The sequence below is a fragment of the Streptococcus agalactiae ATCC 13813 genome, assembly GCF_000186445.1.
Classification (GTDB): Bacteria; Bacillota; Bacilli; order Lactobacillales; family Streptococcaceae; genus Streptococcus; species Streptococcus agalactiae.
The window spans coordinates 132,641-149,195 of record NZ_GL636070.1; the positions used below are offsets into that span (position 1 = coordinate 132,641).

Genomic DNA, 16,555 nt, shown 5'->3' on the forward strand with positions numbered 1-16,555 from the left:
ATCACTTTATTATTTAAAATGGTGACATCGTTCTACTATTATGACTATTGTCGTAAACCTTTTAATCATAAAAATCATGGTAGTACAAAATCACGAAGTCGACAGCATCACACGAAAAATACAAATATTATTTTAATGCTGTTTGAAGTGCTGCTTGTAATGTTACAATCTCTTGATCAACTTGTTGTACCGTAACATTTGGATTCAACTGAACTCCAACAGCATGTGTGATTGCTTTATTTAAAGTATTGTAAACTTTAAATTCTTTGACGTTAAGTACTTTTTTATCTCTAGTAAAACGTGTATTCCAAATTTCCTTATCAAGTTTTGATTTTGTATAGATGGTAGCTCTATCAGTTGGTTTTAAATCAGGATAAGTTAAAACCTTTTGTTCTAATGCCTTTACATCGTTAACTTGAGCTTTAATTGAATCAACTGAAGCAAATGGATCTAAAATGCGAATAACTAGCTTAGTTATCCCAAATCCCATATCAATATTTGCTTGACTAACCTTATTTGCTAAATGTTGAGTTGAAAAAGTGATTGCTTCAATCACATCTGTTAAGGCTTCTACACGACTACCAATAGAATTCAAATCATAAACTGTCTCAGAGTTGGCACGCAATGAAGTCTTTAATTTTTCAACGCTAGTAATAGCCTCATTAACCGGTTTTTCATAATCTGTTCCCTGAACATTATCTTTGATATTTCTCAACTGAATGCTATCTTGATCAAGCTTTTGAGCCATTTGCTGGGCTTGATTATTACTATTTACATGATTTACCACTTGTGGAGTTGTCACTTGATCAGCATGTACTTCTAATACAGCTGGTGAAAATAACAATGCACCAGCCACTAGAGTTCCAGATAGATACATTATATGTTTAACGTTCATAATGAATTTCCTCCTTTAAACTAAAATCACTTTTACTGCAGTATTTTTAATTTACAGGGCCCATGTTTGTATCTTACTACTTGTCCAAAAGGTCGTCAAGCGCTTTCTTTTCCCCTATATTTTACATTATTACAAATAAACTGCATTTTTTTCATAAAACTAATATTATCATTTTGCTATAATATACTTGCGCCTATCCTTTTGTTAATTTCTGATAATTTAATTTAGTTTTTCATGTAAAAAACCATAACGAGAATTTACCACCTTATATAAATCTAAATATTTTAGAAAATTTCTACTTATCACTATTTTTATCAAATAGATTAGCCTAATGTTTTTCTTAAAAAATAAATTTAATAAGAAACGTACTATTTTAGATAAAATCGTTCCATTATGCCCAAAAAACCATACTAAAACTCATTATTTTTACTTTCTGTTTAGAAATTCATACTAGACCAAGTAGTTTAGACGCTTAAAAAGCCTTAAACATAATAAGTTCAAGACTTTTTATTACTTAGTATTTTAAACTGTGAGTTTGTTTGGCAGTTCCCTCCGATGATTTTTACCCAATTTTTTGAACCAAAAGTTAACAATATCGTCAACCATAGTATTGATATCTAGATTACATTTACTGGTAATTATGTTACCATGTGTATGGATAACTTATATCAAAAATATATTAATCTAAAAAAGTGAATAACCCTTATAAAATAAGTAAATCCTAAGTACAGCATTAACTTCAAGCAGACAATTTAACGGAGGTAGTATATGAAAATAGCAATAATCGGATATAGTGGGTCGGGTAAGTCCACTTTAGCGAGAAAATTGGGAAATTACTATAATTGCAATGTATTACACCTTGATAGTATTCACTTCGCCCCAAATTGGGAAGAGAGAAAATATGATGACTTGATTGACGATGTCAGCAGCATGTTAGAAAAAAGAACATGGATTATAGAAGGTAACTACAAAAAACTGCTATATCAAGAACGTCTAGCAGATGCAGATGAGATTATTTTTTTTGACTTTAATCGCTTCAACTGCTTGTGGAGTGCATTCAAACGTTACTGTAAGTTTCGTGGTAAGACTAGACCTGATATGGCCAATGGATGCCCGGAAAAATTAGATTTTGAATTTATCAGTTGGATTCTTAAAGACGGTCGCTCTGATAAACAAAAATCAAACTATAAGCAAGTTATTGAGAACTACCCTCAAAAAATAAAGATTCTAAAACACCAACGCGATCTTGATCAATACCTAAAAGAACTCCCTGTTGCATCCAATACAGACCCTCTCAAGAGCTTATAATTATTATACTGACAGTATTTACTCGTATATCTCGCTTTACCTTTTCTATTCTTATTCTTGAAAATTAAATTGTTTTTCATGCTCCAATTTTCTGAATATTCTGCTATAATATGATAATCACTTGGTCAAGAGACAAAAAACTATTCACTTTTAGAAAATACCTGTCTCTAATCGACCTTTGGAATAGAGGAGGACACTGAATGACAACAAATGTAATGGCAAATTATAGCTACGGAGAAGATTGCTTCAAAGAAATTCCTAGCGTTTTGGCAACTTACCGTATTCAAAGCATTGCTTTCGTCGGTGGCAAACGTGCCCTAGACAGCTCAGAAGCCGAGGTTCGCTCTATTTTAGAGGAAGCAAATATTAAAGTCACAGGAAGCTTTGTCTATGGAACGGATTCAACACAATCTAACATTGACAAGTTAGTAGCCAACCCACAAGTTCAAGCTGCTGATGCTATCTTAGGTTTTGGCGGTGGAAAAGCTTTAGACACAGCTAAAATGGTAGCAAAAGAGTTAGGTAAAAATAGCTTTACTATCCCAACTATTTGTTCTAATTGCTCCGCAGGTACTGCCATTGCAGTTGTATATAATGATGACCATTCTTTCTTAAGATACGGCTATCCCGAGTCTCCACTTCATATTTTTATCAATACACGGATCATTGCACAGGCACCAAGCAAATATTTTTGGGCTGGTATTGGGGACGGTATTTCAAAAGCCCCTGAAGTAGAACGTGCTACCTTAGAGGCTAAGACCAATAAACTACCACATACTGCAGTGTTAGGACAAGCAGTCGCTCTGTCTTCAAAGGAAGCTTTTTATCAATTTGGTGAACAAGGTCTAAAAGACGTTGAAGCTAATTTAGCTTCGCGTGCAGTTGAAGAAATTGCGCTTGATATCTTAATCTCAACTGGCTATGCTTCTAATTTAGTTAATCAACCTGATTTCTACTACAATTCTTGTCACGCGCATGCATTTTACTATGGTACAACCGCTATTCAAAGACAAGGTGAATTCTTACATGGCGTTGTAGTTGCGTTTGGTGTGTTAGTTTTACATGCTTATTTCAACGAACTAGAAGAACTTGAAAAAGTAGCTCGTTTTAATAAGTCACTAGGTTTGCCAACAACTCTAGCTGACGTCTCTTTATCAGAAAAAGATATTCCAAAAATTGTTGAAATTGCAATGACTACTAATGAATACAAAAATACCCCTTTCGATCCCAAAATGTTTGCTCAAGCTATTTTAGCAGCAGACGCTTTCGGACAGACACTAGCCTAATAATTCACCAACTCAATTATTCCGATACAAAAATCCCTTAGACACATCATCTAAGGGGTTTTTGTTATTAATAAAGTAAAAATACTGCTCTCCATTATAGGAGGTTGCAGTATTAATTTAAATTCTTAGTATTGTATCAGTATTTTTAAATAACTGCTAAAAGATTATTTTTGTAGTTGTTTCAATTGTGCTAACTGATTTCCCAATGATACTAGCATTTCTGTCTGTAACTTTTGAATTTCTAACAATTCAAACTGATCTTGTTGTACCATATGGTCAATCTTTTCGTGCAATAATCTAATTTCTAACTCAGAGGTTTTATTGACATTAAAGTCATTTCGAGCTTGCAAACGATCATAATCAGCAGCACGATTTTGACTCATCATAATAAGTGGTGCTTGGATTGCAGCAATCGTTGATAAAGCTAAGTTTAACAGGATAAATGGGTAAGGATCAAATTGAATACCAAAAGGCTTCATGATATTAACCAACATCCAAATAGCCATAATGGATACAAAAACGATAATAAAAGTCCAAGATCCGCCAAAACGTGCAACATCATCAGCAATTCGTTGACCGATAGTTGCTTGCTTGTTCAAACGCTCTTCAACGTTGAAGGGCTTCTCTTCTTCTTTCATCAAGGTAGTCACATTATATTTTATCTTCTCATTTTTCTGATTCGCTCGCTGAACAATTTCATCAAGATAATTCATACAATAATGACTTAAATTTCCATACGAAATAAAGTCACTATCCAGAGCAAAAGGATAACGTGCTCTTATTAAACCTTTAATGCCTAAGTCTAAATCGGAAACAAATAGACCTTCTGCTTCACTATAAACTTTTTGATCAATAAAATCGACACATACCATTTTTATACCTCCCTTTCTCAACCAAGATTTATTCAATATTTGAATACGGTCAAGCTAGCCAACAGGCTATAGGCTTTTGGTACTATATAAGTGAATATTTGATACACCCCTATTAAGCTTTACATCGTTATTTCGTTAGTCTAAAAAAATTGCTGACATCTATATTATGCCTTGATTTTATGCTACCCATCAAAATAACGCTTTATTCTAAGTCTATAAACTTAAAGAAAACTTAAATTAACTAATTTATCTTAGTATAGAAGGTGGCTTAAAAATCTAGTTTAACCTCTGTTTTGGTACGTAACTTTTATTATAATAATAAACGACCAACTAAAAAGTAAGAAAGTTAAGAGGACTTTCTTACTTGCTTTTTTTGTATATAGTCAATTAACTCAAGAGTCAGATCATAGCGTAAAAAGGGAGTAATCAAATAGATACCATTAAAATAGTTCAAGGCCTCATCAATCAAGGACTTACTCTCGTTTAAGGCCAAAGTTAAACAAGCTTCTTTGTCGTCCTTTACCTTTTCAAGAGCAGATAAAAATGACTCAGAAAGTTTAATACCAGGAACTTCATTGTGTAGAAAAACAGCGTTATTATAACTTGTTATTGGCATAATTCCGATAAAAAAGGGTTGTTCAACTGTTTTAGTAAGATCAGCTAATTCCTTTAACACAGAGTGATCAAATATTGGTTGTGTCATAAAATAATCCGCACCAGAAGCTACTTTTTTCTCAATCAATTTTACGGTTCGAGTAAGGTTTTTCACATTAGGATTAAAGGCAGCAGCAACTGTAAAATCGGTTGGACGTCTCAAGCTAGCACCACTATAAGATAAACCTTGATTAAGTTGTTTAATCAGAGAAAGGAGTTTAAAGGAAGTCACATCATAAACACTAGTCGCTCCTGGGAAATCACCAAGTTTAGTCGGATCTCCTGTTATGGCTAAAATATGGTTAAAACCTAATAATTCCATGCCCAACAGTCTAGACTGTAAACCAATTAAATTATGGTCACGACAAGCTATATGTAGTAAAAAGGGTGTACTAATTTCGTCTTTAAGCAAGCTAGCTATACTTAAATTACAAATACGTGTATTAGATAGTGAATTATCTGCTAAAGTAATTGCTGCAATACCTTTTTGGTCAATCGCTCGTATAGCCTTTTGAAACTGAACGATATCTAAATGCTTTGGAGGATCTAATTCTGCGATAATTGTTACTTCTTTTTTTACCTTATCCACTAGAGTATCTGTTCGTCTGATACGCCTAACAAAATCTTTTACAGGTATTATAGGAGTAACAACCTTTCGTTCAATAGGTTTCAATCCTCTAATAGATCGTTTCACAGCTCTAATATGATCTGGAGTTGTCCCACAACAACCACCAATAAGCCTAACTCCTTCTGCTACGAGAAGTTCTGCAGATTTTCCAAAATACTCTGAATTCTGACTAAACTGGTATTGACTATTCTCACCATCTAAAGATAACTGACTTGCATTAGGATAAACTGACAAATAAGACTGGGCAAATAAAGGAACTTGCTTCAATGATTGGATCATATGATAGGGTCCAAGGTGACAATTTAAGCCAATCACATCTGCACCTAGCATAACTAATTGGCTGAGCGCCTCTACAATAGGCTTTCCATTTGATGTTACCCCTGCTTCATGAAGAGAAATATTAGTAATAATTGGTAGATCAGTCATCTCCCTCACAATTTTTAAAACTGTCGTTATCTCCTCAATATCATAATAAGTTTCAAACAATAATCCGTCTAGCTGTCCAGTCGCCAATAAAGCTTCAATTTGTTCCAAAGTTTCTTCTACAATATTATCCAATGTTAAATCGCATTGTCTTTGAGAACGAAAACCTCCAACAGTACCTAAAATAAATGTTTCTTTACCCAAAGTCGCTTGATGAGCTAGATTAACTGCTGCTTGATTGATAGAGACAACCTGATCTTCCAAACCGTAGTTCTTTAATCGATGACGTTGAGCCCCGTAGGTATTCGTCTGAATAACATCTGCACCCGCTTCAATATAAGCTTGATGAATGGCTAGAACCTTTTCTGGATGTGTTACATTGTAGGATTCATGACAAGTATCTAGCCCATAAGTATAAAGGAGAGTTCCCATTGCACCGTCAGCTACTAGAATATCTGTTTTTAATTTCTCTAAAAACTTGGACATCTTCTTTACTCCTCCCTCATGGCAATCCTTTACTGATTAACCTATTAATTATCTAATTGCTGACGAACCTCTTTGGTAGCTGAAACAAGAACCTCCAAGGAAGCAATTGTTTCTGCTTCACGGCGTGTTTTTAAGCCACAATCAGGGTTTACCCAAAATTGCTCTTTTGATAGACATTTTAGTGATCGTTGAATATTGACAATAATTTCTTCCTTAGTAGGTATGCGAGGGGAATGAATATCGTAAACACCCAGGCCAATTCCTAGAGGATAGACTGCTGTTTCAAAACTTTCAATGATGTCCCCATGACTTCTACTCGTTTCAATAGAAATAACATCTGAATCTAGTGCACGGATAGAATCAATAATTTCGTCAAATTTTGAATAACACATATGTGTATGAATTTGTGTCTCATCTTTCACAGATGAAGTTGCAATTTTAAAGGCCGCAACAGCATCATCTAAGTAAGCCTGTTGCTTTTGTTGGCGTAAGGGTAAACCTTCTCGAAGAGCTGCTTCATCCACTTGTATAATAGCAATACCTGATTGTTCCAAAAGTTGAATCTCATCTTTTATAGCCAAAGCAATTTGATTAAAAAGATCAGATCGGCTAATATCATCTCGCTCAAATGACCAGTTCGTTATAGTAATAGGACCTGTCAACATGCCTTTAACAGGTTTCTTAGTCAAGCTTTGGGCATAAACCGTTTCTTCAAGGCTTAAGGGTTGAATATGTTTGACATCACCATAAATGATAGGTGGTTTGACCGCCCTTGAACCATAAGACTGTACCCAGCCTAATTTGGTTGTCGTAAAACCAGCTAACTTTTGACCAAAAAATTCAACCATATCCACACGCTCAAATTCGCCATGTACTAACACATCAAGATCAAGATCTTCTTGAATAGCAATCCATCTTCTAATTTCAGTTTTTATGAAATCTTTATAATCTGAGTCCGATAGATTTCCTCTTTTCCAAGCAAGGCGTTTCTTCCTAATTTCAGGTGATTGAGGAAAGGACCCAATAGTTGTTGTTGGTAAAATCGGTAACTGTAATTTTTCAGCTTGCAAAGCTTGGCGTAATTTATACGGACTTCGTTCAAGCCTTACTTCTGCTAATGATTCCAATGCTACATGACGAAAATCAGCAGCTTGAAGAGCTGAAAAACGAGATAAAGCTTCGTGATATCCCTTTGTTTTATTACCATCCAAAGCACTCGCTAATAGTTCTAATTCCTTTAGTTTTTCATCAGCAAATGATAAGCCATTCTTTAACACAGGGTCTAAATGTGTTTCGTATTTAGTCGTCACCGGTACATGTAAAAGACTTGAAGAAGGTTGAAGGGTCAAACGTTTAACAAAGGGACCTATCTCTTCCAATAAAGCCAACGTTTCTTCTAAATTTACTGCCCAGATATTTCGACCATTAACAATTCCTGCAAATAATTCTTTTTCGCGGAATAGACCTTGCTTAACAGCAGCTAAATTTTCCGCCCTACCATGTATAAAATCAAGGCCAAATCCCGTTACTGGCAGCTTAGAGAGTTTATCTAAACAGACTGCTGATTCAAAGTAGGTTTGAAAGATGAAGTGGGCTTGTGGTACTTCTCTTGCAAAAAAATCATAGACAGACTTAGCTATATCTACTAAAAGTTCACCTTCATCAGTTACAAATATCGGCTCATCAATCTGAATATAGGTGGCGCCTGCATCTATCAGATCTTGAAAGACCTGCTTATAAAGTGGTAATAACCGCTGAACAGTCGCTTCAAAGTCGACAATTCCTGATGATAAGGAAACATAGGTTATTGGACCAGTGATAACCGGCTTTGCTTTATCACCAACTACTTCCCTAGCTTCTAGATAAAGATCAAGTAAATAATTATTCTGCAAGTGAGGTTTAGTCTCAACCTCCCATTCTGGGACTATGTAGTGGTAGTTGGTATTAAACCACTTTTTCATAGATGATGCGACATTATCTTTGTCACCTCTTGCAATAGCAAAATAAAGGTCTAAATTCCTCTCATACTCATCGAAACGCTTTGGGATTATATTGAATTGAAATGACAAATCCAAAACATGATCATAACAAGAAAAATCCCCCACTGGAATAAGGTCAATACCTGTCTCTTTTTGTTTCTTTAAATGATTGATACGTAATTGTTTTAGTTGTTTTTCTAAATCTTTTTGTTCAAGATTCCCTGCCCAGAAAGCTTCGATCGCTTGCTTCCATTCGCGCTGTTCACCAAGACGTGGATACCCTAAATTTGAAACTTTTACCATAATTTCCTCCATCAAGTTATAGCTAATAACTAACCATTTTAGTTTTATGAATTATTTTAGTCCATGAAAACTATAATATCAATAGCTTTTAATATTTTATATTTTTAGCGATTCATATAGTTTTTAACTATATAAACCACTATGGACCTTTTTATAAATTTTAAAACAGCAGCATGTAGATATCTTTAAAAAGCAATCTTACAATCAACTCATATTATCAAGATACAGAAAAATCCGTTGATATTATTAACAATTAGTCAAACTATTACATATCGGCTATCAAAAGTTCCTGTCTAGACAAAAACACAAAAAACGTATCTAGAAATAGATGCGTTTTTTGTGTTTTTATTAATCTTCCATTCCTACACGTTAAAATAGTAATCTCAATAAAGCCATAGTAACGATACCAGTAAGAACAGTGTAAAATAAATTTCGATATCGAATAGTGACAACTAGAGTTGGTATGCCAGCCAATAAATCTAACCATTTTAGTGTTGGCAATTGTCCTAATTTAACTGAAAAAAAGCTAGAGAATGTTAGGGCAAATAAAATAGAAAGAGGAAGAAATTTTAAAAATTTCACAAGACTATTTGGTAGCCCTTTGTATTTTACAAATATGAATGGAGCGACTCTTGGCACCCAAGAAACAACAAAACCTAAAAGAATAGCAAGAAAAACGGTACTATTTATCATCTAAAACAACTCCTACACTACATCCAACAACAGTCGCAAGCAATACTGATAAGGCTCCTGACAAAAAAGTGGCTAATAAGAAGTAACTTAAACCTACAGAAGCAAGAACATATACAACAAGTCGCTTTCCATCAGATAACATCCCAAACAACTGAAATACAAAGAGACCTATAAACATGGCGACTAATGCAAAGTCTAAACCAAACATTTCTGGATTAGGAATAGTACTCCCCAGTAAAGTTCCTATTATCGTTGAGATTACCCATGTCAAATAACTCATCACATTATTACCATGCATCCAACTAGGCGATACGACTTTGTGATGCAATGCTTCTCCAAGTAAAACGCCGTAGCTCTCATCTGTTATTAGAGTTCCTATGGCTAATTGATTCATTAGGTGAGCGGACTTGAAGATAGTAGTCGCATGTAAACTCATTAACATATTTCTCAAATTAACTAAAAATACTGTCATCGTAATAGTCATCAAGTCTGCTTTTGCTAATAATATCGCACACATAGCAAACTGAGCAGATCCCCCATATACCAAGGCACTCATAAGACCAACTTCTATTGCAGATAAATCTGATGCTGAAGCAACTATCCCAAACGCCAAGCCTATTGAGATATACCCTAAAGCTGTGGGCAAGGCATCTTTCACTCCCTCTTTAAATCCTTTTTCCATCATATCCCCCTAAATTTTCAGTATATTCAGTTATTATAGCACAACGGTGATTACTAAGAAAGAAGAGGAATGATTATTTAGCTTTGCCAGCAATTAGACTAATAAATATCCTGTAATTATTCTATAAACCTTTGATATTGTAGCCATATAGTTGGACAATATTATTATTTTCATAGAATGATTTTTAAAAAATGCTTTAGGTACGGTCTTAAATTGACCACAAAATAATTTGTAATGAAAATTCAGAAAATTGTAGAAAATTTTGATTTTTTATGTTTTAATAGTTTTTGTAATTATTATGTTACAAGAAAAGGAGATTTTTATGAACACAAAACAGCGTTTTTCAATCCGGAAATATAAGTTAGGTGCCGTATCTGTACTTTTGGGAACCCTATTTTTTTTAGGTGGTATCACAAATGTAGCTGCTGATTCTGTCATAAATAAGCCATCTGATATTGCAGTTGAACAGCAAGTAAAAGACAGTCCAACGAGCATAGCAAATGAGACACCTACTAACAACACGTCATCAGCCCTTGCGTCGACAGCTCAAGACAATCTTGTTACAAAGGCTAATAATAATAGTCCAACAGAAACACAACCAGTAGCTGAGTCTCACTCTCAAGCCACCGAGACATTTTCCCCAGCCGCAAATCAACCGGTTGAAAGCACTCAAGAAGTTTCTAAAACTCCTTTAACCAAACAAAATTTAGCAGTCAAACCTACACCAGCTATTTCTAAAGAAACCCCTCAAAACATTGATAGTAATAAAATTATCACTGTCCCCAAAGTATGGAACACAGGCTACAAAGGAGAGGGAACTGTTGTAGCAATTATTGACTCAGGACTAGATATCAATCACGATGCTCTCCAATTAAATGATTCGACAAAAGCAAAATACCAAAACGAACAGCAAATGAATGCTGCTAAAGCAAAAGCTGGTATAAACTATGGAAAATGGTATAACAACAAAGTAATCTTTGGTCACAACTATGTTGATGTCAATACAGAGCTAAAAGAGGTGAAAAGCACTTCTCATGGTATGCACGTAACCAGTATCGCAACAGCTAATCCTAGCAAGAAAGATACAAATGAATTAATCTATGGTGTTGCTCCTGAAGCACAAATAATGTTTATGAGAGTCTTCTCTGATGAAAAAAGAGGAACTGGACCAGCCCTTTATGTTAAAGCTATTGAAGATGCCGTTAAACTCGGTGCTGATAGCATTAATTTAAGTTTAGGTGGAGCTAATGGCTCTTTAGTTAATGCCGATGACCGACTTATAAAAGCTTTAGAGATGGCTAGACTCGCTTGCGTTTCTGTTGTTATAGCAGCAGGTAACGACGGTACATTTGGGAGTGGAGCATCAAAGCCTTCTGCTCTTTATCCTGATTATGGTTTAGTTGGTAGTCCATCAACAGCTCGTGAGGCCATTTCTGTAGCATCATATAATAATACAACACTGGTTAATAAAGTCTTCAACATTATCGGATTAGAAAACAACAAAAATCTCAACAACGGATTAGCTGCTTATGCAGATCCTAAAGTTAGTGATAAGACCTTTGAAGTAGGGAAGCAATATGATTATGTTTTCGTAGGAAAAGGAAACGACAATGATTATAAGGACAAAACTTTAAATGGTAAAATCGCCTTAATTGAACGTGGAGATATTACTTTTACAAAAAAAGTCGTCAACGCTATTAATCACGGTGCTGTGGGAGCTATTATCTTTAATAACAAAGCTGGAGAAGCTAATCTAACAATGAGTTTAGATCCTGAAGCAAGCGCTATTCCTGCCATTTTTACTCAAAAAGAGTTTGGAGATGTTTTAGCTAAAAACAACTATAAAATTGTATTTAACAATATCAAAAATAAACAAGCCAACCCTAATGCAGGTGTCCTATCTGACTTTTCAAGCTGGGGATTAACAGTAGACGGACAATTAAAACCTGACTTATCTGCTCCTGGAGGCTCTATTTACGCCGCTATCAATGATAATGAATATGATATGATGAGTGGGACAAGTATGGCTTCTCCCCATGTCGCTGGTGCTACTGCTCTAGTTAAACAATACTTATTGAAAGAACATCCAGAACTTAAAAAAGGTGACATTGAAAGAACTGTCAAATACCTTCTTATGAGTACTGCTAAAGCACACCTAAACAAAGATACAGGCGCTTACACCTCACCACGCCAACAAGGAGCAGGTATTATCGATGTCGCAGCAGCAGTTCAGACAGGATTATACCTAACTGGTGGGGAAAACAACTATGGTAGCGTTACATTAGGAAATATTAAAGATAAAATTTCCTTTGATGTTACTGTTCATAATATCAATAAAGTTGCAAAAGATTTACACTATACAACCTATTTAAATACTGATCAAGTTAAAGATGGCTTTGTCACATTGGCTCCTCAACAACTTGGTACATTTACAGGGAAAACGATACGGATTGAACCAGGGCAAACTAAAACGATTACAATTGATATAGATGTTTCGAAATACCATGACATGTTAAAAAAAGTAATGCCAAACGGCTATTTCCTAGAAGGCTACGTACGTTTTACAGACCCTGTTGATGGTGGGGAAGTTCTTAGTATTCCTTATGTTGGATTTAAGGGAGAATTCCAAAACTTAGAAGTTTTAGAAAAATCCATTTATAAGCTTGTTGCTAACAAAGAAAAGGGATTTTATTTCCAACCAAAACAAACAAACGAAGTTCCTGGTTCAGAAGATTATACTGCCTTAATGACTACAAGTTCAGAGCCTATTTACTCAACAGACGGTACTAGTCCTATCCAATTGAAAGCCTTGGGAAGCTATAAGTCTATAGATGGAAAATGGATCTTACAACTAGATCAAAAAGGCCAGCCTCATCTAGCCATTTCACCTAATGATGACCAAAATCAAGATGCCGTTGCACTGAAAGGTGTTTTCTTACGTAATTTCAATAATTTAAGAGCCAAAGTCTATCGTGCAGATGATGTTAATTTACAAAAACCACTATGGGTAAGTGCTCCCCAAGCAGGAGATAAAAATTACTACAGCGGAAATACTGAAAATCCAAAATCTACATTTTTATATGACACAGAATGGAAAGGAACCACTACTGATGGTATTCCTTTAGAAGATGGAAAATACAAATACGTTTTAACATACTACTCTGATGTCCCTGGCTCTAAGCCACAACAAATGGTATTTGATATCACTTTGGATAGACAAGCTCCTATACTAACAACAGCAACTTATGACAAAGATAGACGTATCTTCAAAGCTCGTCCTGCAGTAGAACACGGGGAATCTGGTATCTTTAGAGAACAAGTTTTTTACTTAAAAAAAGATAAAGATGGTCATTATAATAGCGTCTTACGTCAAAAAGGAGAAGACGGTATCCTTGTTGAAGATAACAAAGTATTTATCAAACAAGAAAAGGATGGTAGCTTTATTCTACCTAAAGAGGTTAACGATTTCTCTCATGTCTACTACACTGTTGAAGATTATGCAGGCAATCTAGTGTCAGCAAAACTCGAAGATTTGATCAATATTGGCAATAAAAATGGTTTAGTAAACGTCAAAGTGTTTAGTTCTGAGCTTAACAGTAATGTCGATATTGATTTCTCTTACTCTGTCAAAGATGACAAAGGTAATGTCATCAAAAAGCAACATCACGGGAAAGACCTCAATTTACTGAAATTGCCTTTTGGTACCTATACGTTTGACCTATTCTTATACGATGAGGAACGAGCAAATCTAATCAGTCCCCAAAGTGTCACTGTAACTATTTCTGAAAAAGATAGCCTTAAAGACGTCTTATTTAAAGTTAACTTACTCAAGAAAGCAGCCTTACTCGTTGAATTTGACAAGCTTTTACCAAAAGGAGCAACAGTCCAGTTGGTTACTAAGACAAATACTGTTGTTGATCTACCAAAAGCAACTTATTCTCCTACTGACTATGGTAAAAACATACCTGTAGGAGACTATCGTTTAAACGTAACGCTGCCTAGTGGGTATAGCACTTTAGAGAACTTAGATGATTTACTTGTATCCGTAAAAGAAGATCAAGTAAACCTAACAAAATTGACGCTGATTAATAAAGCTCCTCTAATTAATGCCCTAGCAGAACAAACTGACATTATTACCCAACCTGTGTTTTATAATGCTGGAACTCACTTAAAAAATAATTACCTAGCTAATCTTGAAAAGGCACAAACTTTAATTAAAAATAGAGTGGAACAAACAAGTATTGATAATGCTATTGCTGCTTTGAGAGAAAGTCGCCAAGCTCTTAACGGTAAAGAAACAGATACTTCTTTACTGGCAAAAGCTATTTTAGCTGAAACAGAAATCAAGGGAAACTATCAATTTGTTAATGCCAGCCCATTAAGCCAATCAACTTATATCAATCAAGTCCAATTGGCGAAAAACCTTCTACAAAAACCTAACGTCACTCAATCAGAAGTAGACAAAGCCTTAGAAAATCTTGATATTGCTAAAAATCAATTAAATGGTCATGAAACTGATTACTCTGGTTTACACCATATGATAATTAAAGCAAACGTTCTGAAACAAACATCATCTAAATATCAGAACGCCAGTCAATTTGCTAAAGAAAATTATAATAACCTTATCAAGAAAGCAGAATTGCTGCTTTCCAATAGACAAGCTACACAAGCTCAAGTTGAAGAGTTATTAAACCAAATAAAAGCAACCGAACAAGAGCTTGATGGTCGCGATAGAGTTTCTTCCGCAGAGAATTATAGTCAATCACTCAATGATAATGACTCTCTCAATACCACACCTATCAATCCGCCAAATCAGCCCCAGGCGTTGATATTCAAAAAAGGCATGACTAAAGAAAGTGAGGTTGCTCAGAAGCGTGTCTTAGGGGTGACTAGTCAAACCGATAATCAAAAGGTAAAGACAAACAAGCTTCCTAAAACAGGCGAAAGCACTCCTAAAATAACCTATACAATATTGCTATTTAGTCTCTCTATGCTAGGTCTGGCAACAAGCAAACTAAAGTCTATCAAAAGAGAATAAAATACTTTAAAAAATAGAGCAAGGCATCAATTACTAGCTATTAATAGTTAGTGACGGGTGCCTTTTTGTGGAGCTTAAAATGATGTTCCTAAAGACCTTTTCTCTGCAGTATCTTGGTTTATAACACTATAACACTTCAAAGAATAGGAAAAAAACTCTTTTTTTGTTATATTTGATATGACATAAACAGCTAGCTAAAAGTCAAATTATAACTATGGGTATTGAGGTATACATGACAAAAATAATTTATTTCGCTGATGATGAAAAGAATATTCGTGACTTGGTGGTTCCTTTTTTAGAACATGATGGTTTCACTGTTCGAGCATTTGAAACTGGAGACCTTCTCTTAGAAGCCTATAAAAACCAAAAACCCGATTTAGTTATATTAGACATAATGATGCCTGGAACTAATGGTTTAGATGTTATGAAAAGCATCCGCCAATATGATAATATTCCTATTATCATGTTAACAGCTAGAGATTCTGATGTTGATTTCATTACGGCTTTTAATTTAGGAACTGACGATTACTTCACCAAGCCTTTTTCACCTATAAAACTTAGTCTACATGTTAAAGCATTGTTCAAACGCCTTGATGAAAAAGCAATCAAAAATGACACTCAGTATCAGTTCCTAGATTTAATTCTGGATACTGAAAAGCGAATAGCCCTATTATCAAATGAAGAAATGCCCTTAACCAAGACAGAATTTGATTTTCTTTTAGTATTAATTGAAAAACCTGAAACTGCTTTTTCTAGGGAAACACTGCTTAATCGTATTTGGGGATTTGATGATATTGAAAGCAGAGCAGTTGATGACACTATTAAACGATTACGTAAAAAACTTAAGCAATACCACAGTCAGGTTAGTATCAAAACTGTCTGGGGTTACGGCTTCAAATTAATCAAAGAGGACAAATGAAAAAGAAAAGTTTAATTAGCAATCTTATCCTTATTAATAGCATCACTCTATTTCTTGGTTTTTACCTCATCTATTTTTCTGTCAACTATGTCATTAAAGACTATGTCCATCAAATGACAAGGAATTCCATGCAGGCGAATTTCACCATTTTAGATAGTATCTATAACAACAAGAAAATACCAGATGAAAATATGGTTAACCAAGATAGCATCTTTGTTTGGTCTTACTATGCTATTTTTGACCAGCATTATCGTATGAAATATGGCACTGATAATCATAAAAAAGAGAGCCATGATATTATTCGCTATCTTACCCAAAAAAGATTGTGGCAAATTTCCAAGGAAAAAGATGGTATGTTTATAACCATCAAGAAAAAAACCTATTATGCC

10 protein-coding genes and 1 pseudogene are annotated in these 16,555 nt (G+C 34.7%); 5 read left to right on the forward strand and 6 right to left on the reverse strand.

The window, feature by feature from the left end; genetic code table 11:
* Positions 1 to 127 precede the first annotated feature (127 nt).
* Positions 128 to 895 carry a CAMP factor pore-forming toxin Cfb-I gene (cfb, locus tag HMPREF9171_RS112210; RefSeq protein ID WP_001101131.1) on the reverse strand — a complete coding sequence of 256 codons (768 nt, stop codon included), beginning with the start codon at positions 893 to 895 and terminating at the stop codon, positions 128 to 130.
* Positions 896 to 1,663: 768 nt separating this feature from the next.
* On the opposite strand from cfb, the gene HMPREF9171_RS112205 reads away from it, so the two are divergent.
* Both HMPREF9171_RS112205 and HMPREF9171_RS112200 read left to right on the forward strand, forming a co-directional pair.
* Positions 1,664 to 2,203, forward strand: coding sequence for a DNA topology modulation protein (locus tag HMPREF9171_RS112205; RefSeq protein WP_000684236.1), 540 nt, complete (start codon positions 1,664 to 1,666; stop codon positions 2,201 to 2,203).
* Between the two features lie 200 nt (positions 2,204 to 2,403).
* Positions 2,404 to 3,489 (forward strand): iron-containing alcohol dehydrogenase family protein, encoded by a 1,086-nt coding sequence (locus HMPREF9171_RS112200; protein ID WP_000210838.1) that lies wholly within the window; start codon positions 2,404 to 2,406, stop codon positions 3,487 to 3,489.
* Positions 3,490 to 3,653: 164 nt separating this feature from the next.
* Here HMPREF9171_RS112200 and HMPREF9171_RS112195 read toward each other — a convergent pair whose 3' ends face one another.
* The 5 genes from HMPREF9171_RS112195 to HMPREF9171_RS112175 all read right to left on the reverse strand — a co-directional run bounded on the left by HMPREF9171_RS112195 (position 3,654) and on the right by HMPREF9171_RS112175 (position 10,209).
* A complete protein-coding gene (locus HMPREF9171_RS112195) occupies positions 3,654 to 4,361 on the reverse strand; it encodes a DUF1003 domain-containing protein (protein WP_000227144.1) in 708 nt (235 codons plus the stop codon).
* A gap of 346 nt (positions 4,362 to 4,707) precedes the next feature.
* On the reverse strand, positions 4,708 to 6,552 hold the full coding sequence (locus HMPREF9171_RS112190) for a bifunctional homocysteine S-methyltransferase/methylenetetrahydrofolate reductase (RefSeq protein WP_000032992.1): 1,845 nt from the start codon (positions 6,550 to 6,552) through the stop codon (positions 4,708 to 4,710).
* Positions 6,553 to 6,596: 44 nt separating this feature from the next.
* Positions 6,597 to 8,834, reverse strand: a complete 2,238-nt coding sequence (gene metE, locus HMPREF9171_RS112185) for a 5-methyltetrahydropteroyltriglutamate--homocysteine S-methyltransferase (RefSeq protein ID WP_000241573.1) — start codon at positions 8,832 to 8,834, stop codon at positions 6,597 to 6,599.
* Between the two features lie 369 nt (positions 8,835 to 9,203).
* The gene (locus HMPREF9171_RS112180) at positions 9,204 to 9,527 is read right to left on the reverse strand and encodes a branched-chain amino acid transport AzlD family protein (RefSeq protein ID WP_000610953.1); all 324 of its coding nucleotides are present in this window, start codon (positions 9,525 to 9,527) and stop codon (positions 9,204 to 9,206) included.
* Positions 9,517 to 10,209, reverse strand: a complete 693-nt coding sequence (locus HMPREF9171_RS112175) for an AzlC family ABC transporter permease (protein ID WP_000410677.1) — start codon at positions 10,207 to 10,209, stop codon at positions 9,517 to 9,519. The genes HMPREF9171_RS112180 and HMPREF9171_RS112175 overlap by 11 nt, the downstream gene beginning before the upstream one ends.
* 322 nt (positions 10,210 to 10,531) lie before the next feature.
* Between HMPREF9171_RS112175 and HMPREF9171_RS112170 the strand changes: the two genes are divergently transcribed.
* The 3 genes and pseudogenes from HMPREF9171_RS112170 to HMPREF9171_RS112160 form a co-directional block, all read left to right on the forward strand.
* Positions 10,532 to 15,247 carry a S8 family serine peptidase gene (locus HMPREF9171_RS112170; RefSeq protein WP_001093368.1) on the forward strand — a complete coding sequence of 1,572 codons (4,716 nt, stop codon included), beginning with the start codon at positions 10,532 to 10,534 and terminating at the stop codon, positions 15,245 to 15,247.
* A gap of 232 nt (positions 15,248 to 15,479) precedes the next feature.
* On the forward strand, positions 15,480 to 16,166 hold the full coding sequence (locus HMPREF9171_RS112165; protein ID WP_000161337.1) for a response regulator transcription factor: 687 nt from the start codon (positions 15,480 to 15,482) through the stop codon (positions 16,164 to 16,166).
* A pseudogene (locus tag HMPREF9171_RS112160) lies at positions 16,163 to 16,555 on the forward strand (sensor histidine kinase); the annotation flags it as partial. The gene HMPREF9171_RS112165 and the pseudogene HMPREF9171_RS112160, both read left to right, overlap by 4 nt.